Origin of the sequence: Streptomyces sp. S465, assembly GCF_026898115.1 — a bacterium.
GTDB lineage: Bacteria > Actinomycetota > Actinomycetes > Streptomycetales > Streptomycetaceae > Streptomyces > Streptomyces luomodiensis.
The window spans coordinates 1,868,325-1,886,962 of sequence record NZ_CP114036.1 but is presented as its reverse complement, the minus strand read 5'-3'; the positions used below and the strand labels follow the sequence as shown (position 1 = coordinate 1,886,962).

The following is an 18,638-nucleotide window of genomic DNA, read 5'->3' as shown; positions in this document are numbered from 1 at the left end:
GCCGGCCGGGTCGTCCGGCAGCACAGTGGCCGCGCCGGGGCCGGACGGGACGGTCGGGATCCGCGTGACCTCGCGAAGCGCGGGGCCCGGACAGACCGGACCCCGCGCAAGAGGGTGCTCACGATCCCTCGTACATCGTGCTTACGGCTTGTCGAGCACCGTCCCCGTCAGCACCGGCCTGTCGGGCAGCGGCTCGGCGTTGTCGTCGGTCAGTGCGAGGCGCATCGACTCGGCCGGCTCGGCCACCTGGTCCCGCACGGTCGGTACGGTGAAGTCCACGCTGGTGCTCCCGGGCGGGATGTTCAGCCACACCCACAGGCTCGCGTCGGACAGCGGCCGCTCGGGGTCTGGCACGTCGCCGGACCAGTCGCCCAGCCACTGCGGGTCCACGTCCTTGGTGGACAGCTCGGTGCCCTCGGTGACCGGAAGCACCCGCACCGGCTGCCAGATGTCCACCGTCGTGGCCGCGTCCATGGACAACCGCCAGGTCAGCGTCTCTCCCTCGGTCACCCGGTCCGCGACCGGCGACAGGGTGATCACCGGCGCGGGGTCGTCATTTTCGACGGTGAGCCCGCCCCGGTGCTTGCCGACGACGGCGTTGTGGACGGCCTTGACGGCGATGTCGTGGGCTACGTCGTCGCCGTAGAGCGTGTCGCCCTTCACCTCGACCGGCACGTCGATCGTGTCGCTGCCGGGCCGTACGGTCACGAGGCGGTTCTCGGCCCGGCCGCTGTCCGAGTCGAGGACGTACACGCGGACTTGCCCGCTGCCGTGCCCGGAGATCTCGACCGGAATCCGGTAGGTGCGGGTGCCCGAGTCGCCCTCCTTGACGATCGTGCGGCCCACGTCGACACGCGGCAGCGCGGCCGCCTTCACCGCCGACGTGCCGGGCGCCCAGCCCCAGGCGTCCATCAGCCAGGCCCGACCGGACCGCGAACGGGGCGTCAGCTCAAGGGAGGTGACATGCCGGAGATCGAGCCCGGCCCGGGTCGCGGCCGACAGCGGGACACGCAGCTCCTGAGCCCAGTACGAGGCGGTGTTGGCGGAGCCCGGGAGTCCGTCCACCTGGACCGAGCCCAGGGTCACCCGACGGCTGGCGGAGTCGGTGACGGACACGTCGAACTTCGTGCCGGTCGTGTTCGGCGGTACGAAGACCCGGAGCGCGAGCTTCTGGGAGTGGCGGAGGGAGAGCGGCTTGGCCGGAGTGATCCGCGCGGCCGTGCCCGGCGCGGACCACTTCAGGTCCACCGCGCTGCGGCCGGTCTCCTGTTCCGTCTCCCACCACGCGAAGTGCGGTGACGATCCGGGGGTCTCCGGGTCCAGACAGGCCACGGCCGGGTCGGGGTCGATCGCCGAACACAGCCGGGCGCCGGTCACCTTCGCCCCGCCGTCCGGCAGGAAACCACCGCTGCGGCGGCCGCCGACCGCGTGGGTCAGCACCCGGGCCGGGTCCGCGGATGGGGCTCGCTTGCCGGAACCGTCGAGCAGCGGACGCACCCGATCGTCCCCGGAGAGGAAGAGCCGGGCCGCGGCGGCGATGTAGGTGGCGCCCGCCTTGTGCTGCTGGGCGGCGGTCAGCCGGGTCGCGGCACCCGGCGTGCACACCGGGTCCGGCTGCTCCGGGTCGGTCCCGAAGTCGTCGGTGGCCGGTGCGGCGGCCTCGCCCGGGGTCCACTCGCTGTTGAAGTAGTTGTGGTTGGCGCCGACCATGTAGACCGCGCTGTGCAGTGCCGTGCCCCGGCTGACCCCGCGCGTCCCGTCAACGAAGTCCTCGCCCTGGAGGTCCGACACGTCGCCGTCACAGCCCGGCAGCAGCGTCACGGACGGCACGTCGGCGACTGGATTCTGGCCGAAGATCGTCGGTCCGATGAGCACCGTCCCGCGCACCTTCCAGCGCACCGGGCCCCGGTAGCCGTCCTCGGCGGCCGGCGGCGGGTAGAGGCTGTCCATGGCGGCCCGGTTGACGCCCTCGCCACCGCGTGAGTGGCCGACGAGCAGGACATGGGAGAGGTCCGCCTTCGCCGCCTCGCGTACGACGGCCGGGGCGGAGGAGCGATGGGCGGTCCAGTCGGCCCAGCGGGCCAGGTGCTGCCGTACCAGCGAGGAACGCGCCTGCGCGCCGCCGTCCTCGGCCTCCCAGTCCTGGGCGTTGATGCCGTTCGCCGAGATCGACACCGTCACATAGCCCTGCGAGGCCAGCAGTCGCTGGTCGCGCAGATAGCCCAGGTGGCTCGGGATCGGCTTGGAGCCGTCCGCACAGGGCCAGTCGCCGCTCACGCCGTCCTCGGAGCCCGGCTTGTAGCAGGTTTCGTGGCGGCCGTGCAGGAACAGCGCGAGCGGCCGGCTGCCGGTGGCCCCCTTCGGCGCCACCACCTCGGCGGTCATCTCCACCGGGGTGTCGAACCCGGGCAGGCGTACCGGGTCGAGGTCGTACTCCCCGGTGACCGTGCGGTACGAGCCGGGTTTGCCCGGATCAACGCCGTTCGCCGGCGCCGGCGCGGGCTTCCGTGCCACGCGCGAGCCGGACCTGTGCGTGTCGTCGGCCGCCGCGTCCAGCCGGCGCCCCGCGGCCGTAACCTGGAGGGCCGTCAGCTTCTCGGGCCGCGTCGTGCCGAGGGCGAGCCGGAAGGTCCGCCCGTCCCTCGCCGGCTTCGGCACCCCGAGCAGCCGGTCCCCGGTACGGAACTCGACCCGCGCATCCCCCATGGGCACGGCCTTCGGCGCACGCCAGACCAGCTCACGCGCCCCGCCCTCCCCGTCGATCCGCCACCCCGGCGGAAGTGGGTCGTCGGCCGTCGCACTCAACTGCCCTGGTTCGTGCGCCTGTTCAGCCTGTGCCAGTCCGGGTGAGCCTGCTAGGGCCGCCAGCACCGCCACGGCGGTCACACATATTCGCCGGGCACGGATCAATGATCCTCTCCTCAAAACCCCGTGCGCAGACGTCCCGTCGGTCCCGGGCGCCTCTCGCGTCACGTAGGACGGGGGAGAGGTGCCTGTGGGTTGTCTGTGAGGAGACGCCGCCAGCGGGCGAGCGATGCGATCAAGCCAGTGCGGCGACATCGGTTCGAAGCAGCCGCACGCAGGTGCACCCGCTGCGCACTCATTCGGCGCCCTGAAAACCGCCCTCGCCGGCCGCACCCCGTACCGCGTCCCTCCGGCGGGCCACCGCTACGCCGATGACACCGACGATCAGCAGTGCGGCGACGGTACCGAGGGTGAAGGCTTCGAACGAGGCGCGGGAAACGCCCCAGACGTCGTGGAAGGCGTAGTCGATGCCGAAGAGCTGTTCCAGGACTCCGGGGAAGAGCGCCGACCACGACCCGATCAGGATCCACGCGTAGACGAGCCCCGCGCAGAGCAGGAAGCCGCGGGTGCCGAAGGGGACGCGATAGGGGCGCGGGACATCCGGCCGGTGGGTCCGTAGAAGTACCAGCGCGGGGATGATGGCGAGGTAGGACAGCAGCAGGGTGGTGACCGCGACGGTGAGTACCACGGCGAACACGTCGGCCGCGTCGCCGTTCGCGAGCCGCATGGCGGCGAGCATGAACACCGTGGCCACGGCTCCGGAGAGCAGATTGGTGCGCACCGGTGTGCCGAGCCGCGGGTGGAAGGTACCAAGGGCGCGGGTGAAGAAGCCCCCGTCGGCCGCGGCCATGGCCTGCATGCGGTCGCTGACGATCATCCAGGCGCTGCCCTGGGTGAGCAGAGCGAGGACGAACATGACGGCGGTGATCTTCAGCAGGGGACCGGCCGCGCCGCCGTAGACGCTGAAGACCAGGCGGGCGCCGTCCATGAAGCCGCCGATACCGGTGACCTGGTGGGCGGGTACGACGGCGAGGAGGGCGAGGACCGGCAGCAGATAGCAGCAGGCCGCGACGGTCGCGGAGCGCCCGAGTGCGGTGGGCACGTCGCGCTGCGGGTCGTGCATCTCCTCACCGGCGGCGTTGGGTGCCTCGAATCCGACAAAGGAGAACAGCAGGATCGGCACGAGGGCGAGGAAGCCGGCGGTCGTGGGCGCGAAGCTGGTGTCGGCCAGACCGTGGAAGCCGTGCCGCACCCCGTAGAACACAGCCGTGAGGGTGAACACCGCGAGCGCCAGGACCTTTATCGCCGCGCCCGCAGTGGTGATCCATTTGCCGCGGCGCAGGGAGACGACGGCTGTCACGATGGCGATCCAGACGAACAGCAGCTTGAAGGTGTAGTCGGCGACCGTGCCCGAGCCGAGGTGGAAGACGAATCCGTCCCAGGTCTCCGCGGCGAGGAAGGCCAGTGAGCCGCCCAGCCAGATGGGGTTGGTGACCCAGTACATGAGGGTCGTGAGCGCGGCCGCCGGACGGCCGAGGGCGAGTTTGACCCACACGTAGGGGCCGCCTTCCTGCGGGAACGCGGCGCCGGTCTCCGCGAACAGCAGGGCGTAGGGGATGAGGAAGAAGAGGGCGATGACCGCCGTCCAGGTGGCGGCCTCACCGCCGCCGGTGGCGATCTGCCCGACGGTGTCGAAGGAGATCACCGCGGCGATGGCCATGGCCGTGATGTCGAAGCGCCTGAGGCTGCGTTGCAGGACGTCGGCCACGGGGTGAAAGGCGCGTGGTCCGGTCGTCGAGAGGTTGGAGGACACGGGCGGTTCCTTGGAGGGGGAGCGAAGAGACTGCGAGGGGGCGCGTGCGCCGCGCTGCCACGGTATGGGGTCCGTGGTCGGGTGGGGTGCTGGGGGAGGGGGACCGGTCCGTCGGTACGTAGCCGGAGGTGATGCCTGTGGGTGCCGGAAGGTCCCGTCTTGCTGGGCAGAGGCGCTTTTCGCTTACCTGACCACCCGTGGGACAGCCGGCTTCATGGAGGCGCGAGGTTAGCCTGTCGGTATGTCAGAGCGTGTCATGCCCGGTCGCACGGGCGGCCTGATCACCCTGGGTGCCGCGGACGCTCTGTGGGTCGATGTGACGGCCGACAGTGCTGTGCCGACGGCTTCCGGGGCATTCACCCGCTCTCCTGCCCATGCCCGGGTGGGGTACGTCCTGCTCGGCGGCCATGTGGTGGCGACGGTGAGGGCGAGCCGCGGTCAGTGGAGTGTTGCGGAGGCTGAGGTGCGCCGGGCGGCCGCGGAGCTGAACGCGGTGGAGATGGATCGGCAGGACCTGGTCCGCATCGGTCCGTTTCGTACGGCGCCCAGGCAGGGGTCCGACGAGGAGACGCCGCTGCGTTGGCGCCGGCGCATCACGGAGGAACTGCGGGAGTTGGGCGGCCCCGACCGGGCAGCACGACGTGATGTCGGCCGGCCGTACCATCTGGCGGGGATCGACTGGCGACAGCTGCTCGTGGAGCGGACCCGCGGCGGGACGCAGCGGACGTGGTGGCTGCCGCGCGCCGTGGTCAGGCTGCTCGACGCGGCCGAGCACGCCGAAACGCAGTGGGTACAAGCCGCGCGGGCCCGCCAGGCAGGCACAGCCGCCACCGGGCCGCCCTCCCCTTCCCGGCAGGCCCGAGACGCCGACGGTCGGCAGCCGACGAGCCCCGAGGGCCCCACCGCCTCACCGCGCCCGTACAACGGAGAGCTGGAAGGCCAGCTGTACTCGGTGCTCAGCAGGAAGCCCAGTACCTCCCGCAGAGTGGCCGGGTGGGCGTGCGCCGTCTGCGGCACCACGCCCGCCACCGTCCTCGACCACTGCCACGAACACGGCTACGTCCGCGCCCCCGTCTGCCAGTCCTGCAACACACAGGAACGCCCCGACCACCTGTACAGCAACGACATCCGCGTGGCGAACCGCTACACCCGCCTCTTCGACACCGGCGCCGGCGCCTGGCTTCGCCACTGGCACCGCTGCACCGGCTGCCGCGCACGCACCACCCTGCCGCTGCCGCACCTCGCCGCATGGACCGCCCACATAGCCTGCCGATCGCTGCGCCCGACCCACCACGCCTCCGGCGGGCGCAAGCCCTGCGGTGTCCTGCGCGTGTCCTGGACGGGCAGTCAGAACGCGCCCCGGTCCTGCCTGCTCACCGTCGCCGTCGATTTCTGTCCCTCCGGCGAGCACCGTGTCCTGGCGCGAGTCCCCTACCGCGAAGCCGTCGAGCGGTTTGGTGTCTGGTTGGCCGAGAAGGCTCCCGCTGTGGCCGCCGCGGCCGGTCCTGACCGCTTGGACGGACTTCCTGCCCAGTCCCGGCCAGTCATCGCGGACACCAGCGGCGAGGGCCTGGCACTGTTCTGAGCGGGCACCGGGAGACCTGACACCCCGACGTCACCTCGCGGTTGTCGGCTCCCGGCACGGTCACATCCGGCGGATGGCTGGTCGGAGCCGTCGGCCCGTCGGGTGCTAGGTCGAGGTGGGCAGGTGGGGGGAGCGGAGTACGAGCAGGGTGATCTCGCTGGGGGCGAAGACGCGGAACGGCGGCCCCCAGAAGCCGGTGCCGCGGCTGGTGTAGAGGAGGGTGCGGGGGCCGTGGTGGGTGAGGCCGGCGAGGGCGGGCTGGTCGATGCGGACGAGGTGGTGGAAGGGCCAGATCTGGCCGCCGTGGGTGTGGCCGGAGAGCTGGAGGTCGATGCCGGCGGCTGCTGCCTGGTGGATGAACTTGGGCTGGTGTGCCAGGAGCAGGACGGGTAGGTCGGGGTCGGCGCCGTTCAGGGCTCCGGCGAGGTGGGCACGGTGTCCTGCCAGGCCGGAGGACTCGGCGGTGACGTCATCCACGCCGGCGACCACGAGGGTGTCACCTCCGCGTTCGAGCAGCAGATGGCGGTTGCGCAGCGGCTCCCAGCCCAGCTCGTCCATCAGGTCGACCCAGCCCTGGGCCTCGCTGTGGTACTCGTGGTTGCCGGTGACGTAGACACGGGCCCGGGTGGCCCGCACGGTACCGAGTGGGGCGGCCTGGGCGCGGCGGCGTTCGGCGGTGCCGTCCGCGATGTCGCCGGTGTGGCAGACCAGGTCGGCTTCCAGAGTGTTCACCGTCTCGCATACCCGCGCCGACCAGCGAGTGCGATCGATCGGACCGTAGTGGGTGTCGGTGATGAGGGCGACGCGGATGCCGTCCAACCCGGCGCCCAGCCGTGGGAGTTGCACGTCGAGTCGGCGCACGCGGGGCACGCGGCGGGCCTCGGCGTACCCCCAGCCGAGCAGTACGGCGGTTGTGCCGAGGATGGCCCAGGTGACGATGCGGGCCCGGTCCTCGCTCTCGCCGACGCCGGCCACGGTCAGGGCGAGCCGCAAGAGGACGCCGAGCAGAACGGACCAGGTGAACAGAATCCAGCTGGTGCCCAGCAGGGTGTCGCCGATGACCGCCGCCCGGTCCTGCTGGCGCCGGCCGTGGCCGCGCATCAACGCGAGCGGCATACCGATGAGACCGAGGGCGAACAGGGCGGTGCCGGCCGGCGTGACGGGCAGCGGCCAGTGCTGGCCGGTGTGCAGGAGCACCCAGCAGGGCACGGCCCACAGCAGGACGGGGGCGATCAGGGGGATATAGCGCATCAGGCGGTGCGGTCGGCTCTGCCGCGGCGCTTGCGCTTCACCCTCGGCGGGCCGGGTGTTGCTGGTGTCGGTCACGCTTCCCCTCCCTGACCAGGCTGCCATCTCGCGCACTGTATCCGGTCGCCTTGGGCCGGCCGGACCGGTTCGGCCGTCGCTGAACTCCCCCGCCGGCGCGGAGCCGACGTGATCCGATGGGGAGGCGTACGTGATCAGGGGAGTCGCCCCCGGACCCGCGGTCGGTATCTCAGCCGGTGAGGAACCGGCCGGTCACCAGCCGGAGTTGCCGCTGCCGCGCTGGATGCTGAACCCGCCGGCGACGTCCAGGGCGCCGCTCGCCGTACCGGACACCGTGGTGTTGGAGAAGGTGCCCTTGCCGCCGGCGTCGACCTCGATGCCGTGGTCGCCGGTCTTGTCGATGGTCAGGCCGTCCACGTCCAGGTCGGAGACCGACTTCTGCCAGGAGACGAGGAGTCCGCTGTAGGTGGAGTCCTCAACGGTGTTGTTCTTCAGGATGACGGGCTGGGTGATGTCATACCGGTCGGCGTAGACCCACAGGGCGCCGAGCTTGGTATTCCAGTTCACTTCCATGCTGCCGGTACGGCGCAGCAGGTTGCCCGAGACGGTGGTGGTGCCGTTGAACGGCTCGCCGAAGCGGGTGGAGACGGCGATGCCCGCGCCGGCGACGACCGTGTCGGAGATGTCGTTGTTCTCGATGCTGTTGCCGCTGCCGCCGTAGATCGCGGCGCCGTTGGCGAGCATGGGCAGTTGTACGGTGTTGTTGCGGAAGGCGCTGTTGGTCACGGCTGCTCCGTCCGACCACATGGCCAGCGCGTCGTCGCCGGTGCCGCGGATGCTGCTGTCGGAGATGACGGTGTCCTTCACCGCGCCATGCAGGTTGACGCCGTCGGCGTAGGTGTTGCGGATGCGCAGGTTGCCGGCTTTGAGGCCGGTGGTCGGGCCGGAGATCCACAGGCCGACCTTGGTGTGCTGGATCCAGATGTTCCTGATGACGGAGTCGGTGCCGAAGTCGCCTTCGATGGCGGCGTGCCCGCCGGCGTCGTCGCGGACCGTGTTCTGGCCGTCGATCATGAGGTCTTCGATGCTGCTGGTGCCGCCCTGGCCGAACAGGCCGCCCTTGAGGCCGGTGCCGCGCAGCACGGTGTGCCACACGCCCGCGCCGCGTAGCTTCACGCCGGTGAGGTTGATGTGGTCGGAGATGGTGTAGGTGCCGGCCGGCAGGAACAGCCCCTTGCCCTGCTCCTTGGCCGCGGTGAGGGCACTTTGCAGTGCCGCGGTGTCGTCCTGGCCGTCGTCGGGGGTGACCCCGAGGTCCTTGGCCGAGACGTAGCCGCTGGGCATGGATGCGGCGGCAGGCGCCTGTTCGGTCTCCAGCAGGTCGATGGTGTAGGAAGCCGCCTGGTCGTCGGCGTCCTTCTGGAGGCGCAGCACGGTGCCGGCCTCGAGGGTCTGGCCGAGTTGCGTGCGGCTGTCGTCGAAGAAGCGGTGGGCGGAGCCGTCGGAGGGGTTGTTGGTGTAGGGGTAGGTGCCGTAGATCCAGCTGTACCTGGAGGTCAGGTCGAGGTTCTTGAGTTCCTTGCCGTCGGCGTACACGCTCAGGGTCGTGTCCTGGCCCTTGCCGTCGCCGCTGTCGGGGATGGAGTAGCGCAGGTTGATGGCGTTGGTGTCCGCGGTGAGCGCGAACTCGACGTAGTCGCCGGTCTCCTTCAGGACGACGGCCTTGCGGCCCGACGCTTCCGAGGCCGGGGTGAGGTAGGTGCGGTCGGGGCCTATGAGGGAGGCGTTGGTGTCGCCGCTCTCGGCTTCCAGGGTGGTGTAGGGCAGGCTCGCTCCGCTCGCCTGGGCGGCATTCGTGGCGGCGTGGGCCACGGCCGGGTGTGCCTGCTGCCAGGCGGTGAGGCCGGCGACGACGGTCAGCGCGCCGGCCAGACCGGCCGTCACGCGTCGGCCATGGCGGCGGTGGTTGTTGCGGCTCATGCTGTGCCTTTCACTCGGTGGGGGGATCGCCCGGCCGGCGTCGTGGGGCGTGTGCGCGGCCGGGAGGTGCTCAGGCCCGTGGGGGCGTGAAGCCGGTGCGAGCGGGACTGTGCCGGCGTCAGCCCTTGCGGCTGCCCGCCGTCAGACCGGCGATGATGTGCCGCTGGCCCGACGACGGCTCTGGATTGCGGCCATGACACATCAGCCTTCCTGCGATGCATCCGCGCCTGTAAACCCCGTCGCTCACAGTCCCAAGCGGACACGCAGAACGTAGAAGTCAGTCCTGTAAAAAGTCAATGACACCTCGCAAGATCCTTACAAGCTGAGCTGCCGCCCCTGTACCTGCTCCGCCAGCGCCTCCGCCGCCGCGTCGGTCATGCGGGCGACCGGCCAGCTTCTTGTTCATGGCTCCCGGTTGGGCGGACGCAAAAATGAGTCAGTTCTATGCAAAAGTCTTGCATTGTTGGTCAGGCGGTCCCACCGCCGGCTCCAGGGCGGGGTTGACGAAACTGTTCCAGGGTGCGCGGGCCGATGAGGACCGAGACGACCGCGGGATGGTTGAGCGCGAAGGCGATGGCCCCCCGCAACACGGATCCGGCACTCCCTTTTTTACTTCGAGCCTCGAAGTGTATCCGCTGGGGCGGCAGCCTGCACAACCGCGCCCGCCTGCTGCTCGATGTCGTGGGTGCGGTCCGCGAGCGCGTCGGTACGGGCTTCGCTGTGGGGGTGAAACTGAACTCGGCCGATTTCCAGCGCGGCGGCTTCGACACCGACGACGCACGTGACGTCATCAAGATGCTCGCCGATGTGGGGGCAGACCTGGTCGAGTTGTCCGGCGGCAGCATCGAGAGCCTGGCCACGGCCGGCGCCCCCGCCGACGGCAGCACCCTGGCCCGCGAGGCGTACTTCCTCGCACTCGCCGAGCGGCTCCTCGCCACCTCGCCGCTGCCACTGCTGCTGACCGGAGGAATCCGGCGACGCGCGGTCGCCCAACAGGTGCTCGACTCCGGAGTCGCCGTGGCGGGCATGGCCGCGACGCTGGCCATCGACCCCACTCTGCCGAGGCAATGGCTTGCCGGTATCGATGCGCAGGCCGGCCCGCCGCGCACCCGGCTCCGGAACACGATGCTGGCAGCCGCAGCCCTCCAGGCCGGCACGTCGCGCCGACTCAGCCGCCTCGGTAAGGGCAAGCCGTCGAAGGCGCCCTACTCTCCGGCCGTCGCCCTCCTCCTGGAACGGCTCGTCCGCGCCCGGCGCAGGCGCGGTTACCTGACATGGCTGCGGCGTGCGGCGTGACGTGCGTGGGAGTCGTGAAGAGTTCGCGCGCGATTCCCGGGATTCGGTGGGGGGAGCGGAACACTTGGAGGGCTCACTCGGTGCTTTCGAACAGGTCGGGCGCCGACCCATGTGAGGGGAGACCGGTCAACGATGTTCAGTCTGGTACGGAGCAGAGTACGGAGGGCCGCGTTCGCGCTCTCGGCGGTCGCGGCCCTCGCGTTCGCCGGGACGGCCGGGACGGCCGCGACCGCTGCGACAGCCACGACCGGCGCGGCAGCGGCCCCCGCTCCCGCGAAACAGGGGCCGACCTCGGTGGCGTACGTCGAGGTGAACAACAACAGCATGCTGAACGTCGGCAAGTACACCCTCGCCAACGACGGCGGCAACGTCTTCGACGTCGCCGTGATCTTCGCGGCGAACATCAACTACGACACGGGGACGAAGGCGGCGTATCTGCACTTCAACGAGAACGTGCAGCGCGTCCTCGACAACGCCGCCACGGAGATACGGCCGTTGCAGCAGAAGGGCATCAAGGTCGTCCTCTCGGTGCTCGGCAACCATCAGGGCGCGGGCTTCGCCAACTTCCCCTCCCAGCAGGCAGCTTCGGCGTTCGCGAAAGAACTGTCGGACACGGTGGCCGAGTACGGTCTCGACGGCATCGACTTCGACGACGAGTACGCGGAGTACGGCAACAACGGCACGGGCCAGCCCAATGACAGCTCGTTCGTGCACCTGGTGACGGCGCTGCGCGCGAACATGCCGGACAAGATCATCAGCCTCTACAACATCGGCCCGGCCGCGTCGCGCCTCTCCTACGGCGGCGTCGACGTCTCGTCCGCGTTCGACTACGCCTGGAACCCGTACTACGGCACCTGGCAGGTTCCCCGCGTGGCACTGCCCAAGTCGAAGCTGTCGCCGGCGGCTGTGGAGATCGGCCGGACCTCGCAGAGCACGGCCGCCGGCCTCGCCCGCCGCACCGTCAGTGAGGGATACGGCGTCTATCTGACGTACAACCTCGACGGCGCCGATCGCAGCGCCGATGTCTCCGCGTTCACCAGGGAACTGTACGGGAGCGACGCCGTCTACACGCCGTAAGGCGGCCGCGCTTCCGGGGACACCGGGAAACTCGACGCCCCCTGTGGCAGCGGCCCGGCGGTCAGGAGGTCATCCGGTGCAGGAGTCCCGCCACCAGCGCGACCCGGTCGGGGATGTCGTCGACGAGCACATGCTCGTGGCGGGCGTGGGGACCCGCGCCGCTGCAGCCGAGTCCGTCGAGGACCGGCACGCCGAGCGCGGCGAGGAAGTTCGCGTCGCTGCCGCCGCCGACGCTGATCGGCTCGAGGGGGCCGCGCAGCTCGGTGGCGACCTCGTCGGCCAGGCCGAACAGGGCCTCGCTCGCCGGGGTCAGGCGCATCGCCGGGCGGTTCCACTCCCCGCCGATGCGCACCTCGACACGCGGATCGCTGGGCCGGAGCGCGGCCAGGACCTCGTCGACGCGGTCGGCTTCGTCCGGCCGGCTGATGCGGACGTCGACGAGGCAGTGCGCGCGGCCCGCGACGACGTTACGGGCGGTGCCGCCGTCGAAGGTGCCGATGTTGATCGTGGTCCCGGCGTCGGGGTCCGCCGCCGCGGCGAGCCGGGTGACCAGCTCGGCGAGCGCGTGGACGGCGCTGGCGCCGGCCGCGGGGTCGTTGCCGGCGTGGGACTCGATGCCGGTGGTGGTGATGGAGAAGGTGCCGACGCCCTTGCGTTCGGTCTTGACGTCCCAGCCGACTCCGGGTTCGAGTACCAGCGCCGCCGCGCAGTCGCGTGCCGCGTCTTCGATGAGGGGCCGTGACATCGGGCTGCCGAGCTCCTCGTCCCCGGTGAACACGAACGTCACCGTCGGATGGGGCAGCCCCAGGGCGCGCAGGGCCCGCAGTGCCCAGACGCCCGTGACGAGCCCGGCCTTCATGTCGTAGACACCCGGCCCCCTGGCCGTCCCGTGGTCCACGGTGAAGGGCCACCCGGCCAGCGTGCCCGCCGGCCACACCGTGTCGTAATGGCAGAGCAGAAGCACCGGCTTGCCCGGGGTGCCGGGATAGGTCGCCGTCAGCACATCACCGTGCTCCGCCTGCTCGTGGCGGATCCATTCGGCCGGCGGGCCGAGCCGGTCCTCCACCCAGGCGCTGATCGAGGCGGCGGCGGTGTCCAGCAACGCCTTGTCGGTGCTGGGCGACTCGAGGCCGACGAGCGCCGACAGATCGGCGAGCAGGTCGTCGAGGTGGGTTCGGGTCCAGGCGGACAACGGCTTCGCAGACAAGGGGCTGTACCAATCTGTGGGTGGGGTGAGGGGCTTACCGGACGGAGACGCCGGGGCCGAGCGGTATGCCCAGCGCGTACCAGGCGAGGAACATCGCCAGCCATACGACGAGGTTGACCACGGCCAGCGGCAGGACCAGGGACATCAACGTGCCGATCCCCGCGGACGGCCGGTAGCGGCGGATGAACCCCAGCGCGATGACGAAGTACGGGCTCATCGGGCTGAGACTGTTGGTGGGCGCGTCGGCGATGCGGAACAGCGCCTGGGTGGTCTCCGGCCGGATGCTCAGCAGCATCAGCATCGGCACCAGGACCGGCGCGACCAGGGACCACATCGCCGAACCGCTGGTGAGGAACAGGTTGAGCAGACTGACCAGCAGCACCGCGCCGACGAAGATCACCACGGGTTGCGCGCCGAGCGAATCGAGCACCCGGGCGCCGCTGATCGCGATGACCTGTCCGAGGTTGGTCCACTTGAAGTAGCCGAGGAACTGCGAGACCGCGAAGAACAGCACCAGGACCGGGACCAGTTCGCGCAGCCCCCGTGCCATCAGGTCCGGGATGTCCTGCGCGGCGGTGATGGTGCGCACGGTCAGTCCGTACACGATGCCGATGACCATGAAGAACACCATCAGCACCACGGCGACATTGTCGAGCAGCGGCGATGCCACGATGGAACCGCCGTCGCCGCGCAGGGGCGAGCCGGCGGGCAGCATCGCGAGGACGACCGCGGCCAGGTAGAGCGCCCCGGCGGCGATCGCCCGGCGTACCCCCGTGCGCTCGTCGGCGGACAGGGACATGTCGGGCAGCTCGTCGACGTCGGTCAGCTCCGGCTCGACGGCGTTCATCGCGGCGACCCGGCGCGCGACGACGGCTTCGGTGACGAGCGTGATCACGACCGCGAGCAACAGGCAGGACGCCGCGGAGAAGTACCAGTTGGACACCGGGGTGACCGAGTAGGACGGGTCGATGGTGTGCGCCGCCGAGGTGGTCAGGCCGGCGAAGATCGCGTCGGATCCTTCGATCACCGGGCTGACGCTGCTCGCGCCGCCCACGGCCACGTACGACACGACCGCACCGATGATCGGGCTGCGGCCCACCGCACGGAACGCGATCATGCCGAGCGGGATCATCACCACGAACGCGGCGTCTCCGGCCACATGGGAGAACATGCTGGTCAGCGCCACGGCGAAGGTCACCATCTTGGCCGGGACCCGGGTGAGCGCGGCGCGCATCAGCGCGGGGAGCAGACCCGTGCCGTCCGCGATCGCGACGCCGAGCATGACCACGACGATCAGTCCCAGCGGCGGGAAGTTCACGAAGTTCGTGATCAGGTCGCCGAGGACCATCTGCACGCCGGCGTCGGACACGATGCTCTTGACCTCGATGGCCTTGCCGTCGGCAGGTGAGACCACCGAGACATCGAGCGTGGCCAGCAGCCAGCTCACCGCCACGATCAGCCCGCTCAGGATCACGAACAGCCAGAACGGGTGCGGCAGTTTGTTCCCCGCCCGGTCCACGAAGTCCAGCACGCGCAGGATCACCGTTGTCGGTGAACGCCGTCGTTTCGTCGTCACCTCGGTCATGAGAGGCCCTCCCGCTGCTGATCGGTGGCGATATGGCTCGTCATCAGACAGTGCGATGCTTCTTTGTGTCAAGCATCAGATGTATGACGACAGAATCGCTCTGTGTAGGCTGTCCGCATGCGAGAGATGGAGCACGGGGTCGACGACGCGGACCTCGATCTGGTGGCCGCGCTGCAGATCGCGCCCCGAGCGCCGCTGAATACGGTCGCCGAGATCCTGGGCACCTCGGCCAGCACGGCGGGGCGGCGCATCCAGCGGCTCCAGCAGCTCCGGCTCCTGCGCTTCATCGGCACCGTGCACTGGTCGCTCCTCACCACCGGCAATCCCTACGTGGTGTGGATCAAGTGCCGGCCGGGCGCCACGGTCGACGTCGCGACCGCCATTCAGCAGGTGCCGCAGGCCCAGTCGCTCATGACCACCACCGGCGACTCGGACATCTACTGCACGCTCTATCCCCTGCCCGGCACGGACCCGCGCCGCCTGCTGACCCGGACGCTGCCCGAGATCCCCGGCATCACGTCCATCCAGTCGCACCTGGTACTGCGCTCCGCCCGCGAAGCGTTCACCTGGCGGCTCGACCGGCTCACCGCCCGGCAGACGGAGGAGCTGCGCCGGCAGGCCGACGTCCTCCCCGGTGCGGCCCCCGCCGGCGTCGGGCTCCTCAACGAGATCGAGTTCCGGACGCTCCGGCTGCTGGTCGAGGACAGCCGGATCTCCGCGGCGCAGGTCGCCCGCGAACTCGACGTCAGCCGGTCCACCGCCTACCGGACGATCCAGTCGCTGCTGGAATCAGGCGCCGTCCGCCCTCGGGTGGAGATCGAACCGGCCGTCCTCGGGTTCCCGATCACCGCGCTGTTCACCCTCGACGTCCAGCCGCGGCACATCCCCGCCGTGCTGACCGCACTCGGTGAGCACTCCTGCGCGCGGTTCACCGTCATGACCGCCGGACCGGCCTCGATCCTCCACCACGGCGTATTCTCCGACGAGGACCACCTGTCCCGGTTCGTCACCGAGGACCTCGGCGCACTCCCCGGCCTCAACGGCCTCAACACCTTGATCGCCCTGTCCGTCCTGCGCCGCCAATGGATCGACCGCGACGACGACCTCGTACTCGGCCCGCGGGCCCACGACATCCTGTCGCCGGACCACCACACCCGATGACGAGGTCGGCTCAGCCTCATTCGGCGTGCGGTGGCGTCGCCACGGGGCGGGGTGGGATGTCCTGGGCCGCGGTCAGGTAGGTGTGATGGGCCCGGCGGGCGGTGGTGATCCACCACAGCGCGCCGACGGCCGTGGACAGGACACCGGTGGCGATGCCCACCGACTGGATGTCGACGACGGCCAGGAGGCCACTGATCAGCGCGAGGGAGAGCTGGGACACCGCGTTGTAGGTCGTCATGTGGAGGCTGGTGACCCGGCCGCGGAGGGAATCGGGCACGGTCTCCAGGAGGATGGTGGTGTCCAGCGCGATGATCACCCCGCTCGCCAGCCGCATGACGCCGAAGAGCAGCAGGCCCAGGGTGACGTTTCCGGCGGCGAAGGTAAGCGCCCAGAACGCGCCCTGGGCGACGTACGCCAGGGCGTAGCCCGGCAGATGGCCGGCTCGCCGGAGGCGGGCGGTGCACCAACTGCCGATCACCACCGCGGTCCCGTCCACGACGTAGAAGAGCCCGAGCCCCCCGCTTCCGCTGTGCAGTTCCTTGAGGGCCAGTCCCGCGATGAGCACGTTGAACCCGCCGCTGATCAGGCCCCATGCCATGCCGACCCAGATGATGGACCGGGCCAGCGGGTAGCGGTTCACCAGCCGCACGCCGTCCCGTGCGTCCCGCAGCAGCGAGCGGGCACCGGGCTCGGCGGGCGTGGTGCCGGTGGCGGCCGGGTACCGCGCGATGAGGGTGCCGATGCCGGCACAGGTCTGGGCGGCGAGGGCCAGCAGGATGGTCAGGTCCGGGTTCCAGGCCGTCAGCACGCCGCCGGCGGCGGCGCCGATGACCGTCATCAGGCCCTGCACCGAGCCGATGGTCGCGTTGACGGCGGTGTACTGGCTGGGCTCCACCAGCCGGTAGAGCCACACTTGCCGGGCCGGCTGCCATAACGCGTTGCTGACCGTCAGCAGCGCGTAGAGGGCCGCGACGGTGGCCGGACCGTGGTGGAACACCAGGAGCAGAGCCGCCAGGCACGTCATCTGGGTGGCCATGGAGAGCAGCGAGAGCCTGCGGGCGTTGTACCGGTCGGCGAGGCTTCCGGCCAGCGGCATGAGCAGCAACGACGGCAGGATACCGACGAGTTCCACCATCGCCAGGGCGGAGGTCGAGTACTGCTCCAGGATGCGTACGAAGATCACGATGCGGATGACCCAGGTCGCACCGGAATCGAAGACCGTCGCACTCCACAGCAGGGCGACATCGCGAGAAGCGAGGGACTTTCCCGCCGGCCGGCGGAGCCTCCCTGTCACGTTACCGATGCGAAGACCTCCAGTGATCGGCCGGTGGCGGCGGGAGCGCGGCCCGTCCCCGGCACCATGATCGGCGTACGGGCGGAAGGGCCCATCATCCCACCGAGGGCGCCGCGGCGGTATGGAGGCGGGGGCGCCCGGCAGGGTGGCCCGGGGCGGTGCCCTCCGCCCCGGAGCCCCGGGCAGGCAGCCACCTCCCGTTCCGTTCACCGAACACCTCGCCGGAGCCGTCCTGCCGGTACACCACCTCGCCCCGCCGGACGGTCGCCTCGACGACGCCGAGGAGTTCGCTGCCCTCGTACGCCGACCAGCCGTTCTTGGTGTGCATGCGGCCGGGTGTCATCGTCCACGGAGCCTCGGCGTCCACGACGACCAGGTCGGCGTCCTTGCCCACCTCGATGCTGCCCTTCCGGTCGGCGAGTCCGAACAGCCGGGCCGGAGCCAGCGCGAGGCGTTCCGCGACGACGGCCATCAGGGTCTTTGTGGCCTCCTCCGGCCAGCGGCTGCGCAGTCCCCGCCAGAGGGTGCCGAACAGCTCCTGCACCCCGGGCAGACCCGGCGGCACATCCGGGACGGGGCGGGCCTTCTCCAGCGCCGTATGCGGTGAGTGGTCGCTGCCCACGGTCGCCGCCTCGCCCGTGCGGACCGCCTCCCACAGCCGGTCCCGGTCCGCCTCGTCCCGGATCGCCGGACGGAGCCTGATCCGCGGTCCGAGCCGCCGGATGTCGGCGTCCACGAACGTCAGATGGTGTCCGGTGACCTCGAAGGTGATCGGGATGCCGGCGCTCGCCGCCGCCGCCAGCAGATCGGTCTCCTCCCGGGTGGACACGTGGACCACATGGGTGCGTACGCCGAACTCGGCCGTCAGATTGATGAGTTGGGCGGTCGCCACGATGCCGCCGGTCCGTGGCCGATGGCGTTCGTACTCGCTGTACCGCACGGGCGGCGCCTGCCGCCGGTCGAGCAGGCTGAAGACGGTGTCGTCCTCCGCGTGGAAGAGCAGGGTGACACCGGTGTCCGCGGCGATGGCGAAGATCCGCCGCAGCGTGCGGACGTCGCGGACCACGGTCGGTGTGGTGTGGTGGCTGCTGAGGAAGACCTTGAAGGAGTCGGCCTCGGCCCGGTCCCAGTCGCGCATCGCCGCCACGCGCGAGGGATCGACCCCGGCGTGGCATCGGTAGTCCACCAGGCTCTGCCCCTCGATCAGCCGCCGGCGGGTGGCCAGGTCCTCCGGTGTGATCAGCGGCGGAACCGTATTGGGCATGTCGATGACGGTGGTGACCCCACCGGCGACCGCGGCCATGGACCCCGTCCGCCACTCTTCCTTGTGGGTGAGACCGGGGGTGCGGAAGTGGACATGCGAGTCGATGAGCCCCGGCAGGACATGGCGTCCGGTGGCGTCCAGCGTCGCCTTCGCCGCGGGACCCGCCGCGGGGGCCGCCGGTGGGAGGAGTGCCGCGATCCGGCCGTCCAGTACGGCGACGTCCGCGGGGCGGGCTCCGTCCGGGGTCACGATCGTGCCGCCCCGCAGGAGGAGGTCGTAGAGCTGTGGTGATCGCACGGGGACTC

At 70.6% G+C, this 18,638-nt stretch carries 12 protein-coding genes; 4 read left to right on the top strand and 8 right to left on the bottom strand.

Annotated elements, in window-relative coordinates:
* Positions 1-141 precede the first annotated feature (141 nt).
* Positions 142-2,910: a hypothetical protein gene (locus tag N6H00_RS08060; protein WP_443072909.1), complete on the bottom strand. Its 2,769-nt coding sequence runs from the start codon at positions 2,908-2,910 to the stop codon at positions 142-144.
* A gap of 190 nt (positions 2,911-3,100) precedes the next feature.
* Positions 3,101-4,618 carry an APC family permease gene (locus tag N6H00_RS08055; protein ID WP_268970904.1) on the bottom strand — a complete coding sequence of 506 codons (1,518 nt, stop codon included), beginning with the start codon at positions 4,616-4,618 and terminating at the stop codon, positions 3,101-3,103.
* A 241-nt stretch (positions 4,619-4,859) separates the two neighbouring features.
* Here N6H00_RS08055 and N6H00_RS08050 point away from each other — a divergent pair, with 241 nt between their 5' ends.
* Positions 4,860-6,203 (top strand): endonuclease domain-containing protein, encoded by a 1,344-nt coding sequence (locus tag N6H00_RS08050; RefSeq protein ID WP_268970903.1) that lies wholly within the window; start codon positions 4,860-4,862, stop codon positions 6,201-6,203.
* A gap of 105 nt (positions 6,204-6,308) precedes the next feature.
* Here N6H00_RS08050 and N6H00_RS08045 read toward each other — a convergent pair whose 3' ends face one another.
* Together N6H00_RS08045 and N6H00_RS08040 are read right to left on the bottom strand one after the other, a co-directional pair.
* Positions 6,309-7,529, bottom strand: a complete 1,221-nt coding sequence (locus N6H00_RS08045; protein ID WP_268970902.1) for a metallophosphoesterase — start codon at positions 7,527-7,529, stop codon at positions 6,309-6,311.
* Positions 7,530-7,721: 192 nt separating this feature from the next.
* Positions 7,722-9,449 (bottom strand): glycosyl hydrolase family 28-related protein, encoded by a 1,728-nt coding sequence (locus N6H00_RS08040; protein WP_268970900.1) that lies wholly within the window; start codon positions 9,447-9,449, stop codon positions 7,722-7,724.
* 531 nt (positions 9,450-9,980) lie between these two features.
* Between N6H00_RS08040 and N6H00_RS08035 the strand changes: the two genes are divergently transcribed.
* Positions 9,981-10,745, top strand: coding sequence for an oxidoreductase (locus N6H00_RS08035; protein ID WP_268970899.1), 765 nt, complete (start codon positions 9,981-9,983; stop codon positions 10,743-10,745).
* A 132-nt stretch (positions 10,746-10,877) separates the two neighbouring features.
* Positions 10,878-11,822 carry an endo-beta-N-acetylglucosaminidase H gene (locus tag N6H00_RS08030; protein WP_268970898.1) on the top strand — a complete coding sequence of 315 codons (945 nt, stop codon included), beginning with the start codon at positions 10,878-10,880 and terminating at the stop codon, positions 11,820-11,822.
* Between the two features lie 61 nt (positions 11,823-11,883).
* On the opposite strand, the gene N6H00_RS08025 is transcribed toward N6H00_RS08030, so the two are convergent.
* The gene (locus N6H00_RS08025) at positions 11,884-13,014 is read right to left on the bottom strand and encodes a M20 family metallopeptidase (RefSeq protein WP_268970897.1); all 1,131 of its coding nucleotides are present in this window, start codon (positions 13,012-13,014) and stop codon (positions 11,884-11,886) included.
* 49 nt (positions 13,015-13,063) lie between these two features.
* Positions 13,064-14,614, bottom strand: coding sequence for an AbgT family transporter (locus N6H00_RS08020; protein ID WP_268970896.1), 1,551 nt, complete (start codon positions 14,612-14,614; stop codon positions 13,064-13,066).
* Positions 14,615-14,731: 117 nt separating this feature from the next.
* Here N6H00_RS08020 and N6H00_RS08015 point away from each other — a divergent pair, with 117 nt between their 5' ends.
* A complete protein-coding gene (locus N6H00_RS08015) occupies positions 14,732-15,775 on the top strand; it encodes an Lrp/AsnC ligand binding domain-containing protein (RefSeq protein ID WP_268970895.1) in 1,044 nt (347 codons plus the stop codon).
* A 16-nt stretch (positions 15,776-15,791) separates the two neighbouring features.
* Here N6H00_RS08015 and N6H00_RS08010 read toward each other — a convergent pair whose 3' ends face one another.
* Positions 15,792-17,069 (bottom strand): MFS transporter, encoded by a 1,278-nt coding sequence (locus N6H00_RS08010; protein WP_268970894.1) that lies wholly within the window; start codon positions 17,067-17,069, stop codon positions 15,792-15,794.
* A gap of 94 nt (positions 17,070-17,163) precedes the next feature.
* Positions 17,164-18,630, bottom strand: coding sequence for a dihydroorotase (locus tag N6H00_RS08005; RefSeq protein WP_268970893.1), 1,467 nt, complete (start codon positions 18,628-18,630; stop codon positions 17,164-17,166).
* Positions 18,631-18,638: the final 8 nt, after the last annotated feature.

Bases quoted from the DNA above. Each gene is read 5' to 3' on its own strand.
- N6H00_RS08040 (WP_268970900.1), bottom strand. From the start codon at position 9,449: ATGAGCCGCAACAACCACCGCCGCCATGGCCGACGCGTGACGGCCGGT.
- N6H00_RS08050 (WP_268970903.1), top strand. From the start codon at position 4,860: ATGTCAGAGCGTGTCATGCCCGGTCGCACGGGCGGCCTGATCACCCTG.
- N6H00_RS08020 (WP_268970896.1), bottom strand. From the start codon at position 14,614: ATGACCGAGGTGACGACGAAACGACGGCGTTCACCGACAACGGTGATC.
- N6H00_RS08030 (WP_268970898.1), top strand. From the start codon at position 10,878: ATGTTCAGTCTGGTACGGAGCAGAGTACGGAGGGCCGCGTTCGCGCTC.
- N6H00_RS08015 (WP_268970895.1), top strand. From the start codon at position 14,732: ATGCGAGAGATGGAGCACGGGGTCGACGACGCGGACCTCGATCTGGTG.
- N6H00_RS08035 (WP_268970899.1), top strand. From the start codon at position 9,981: ATGAGGACCGAGACGACCGCGGGATGGTTGAGCGCGAAGGCGATGGCC.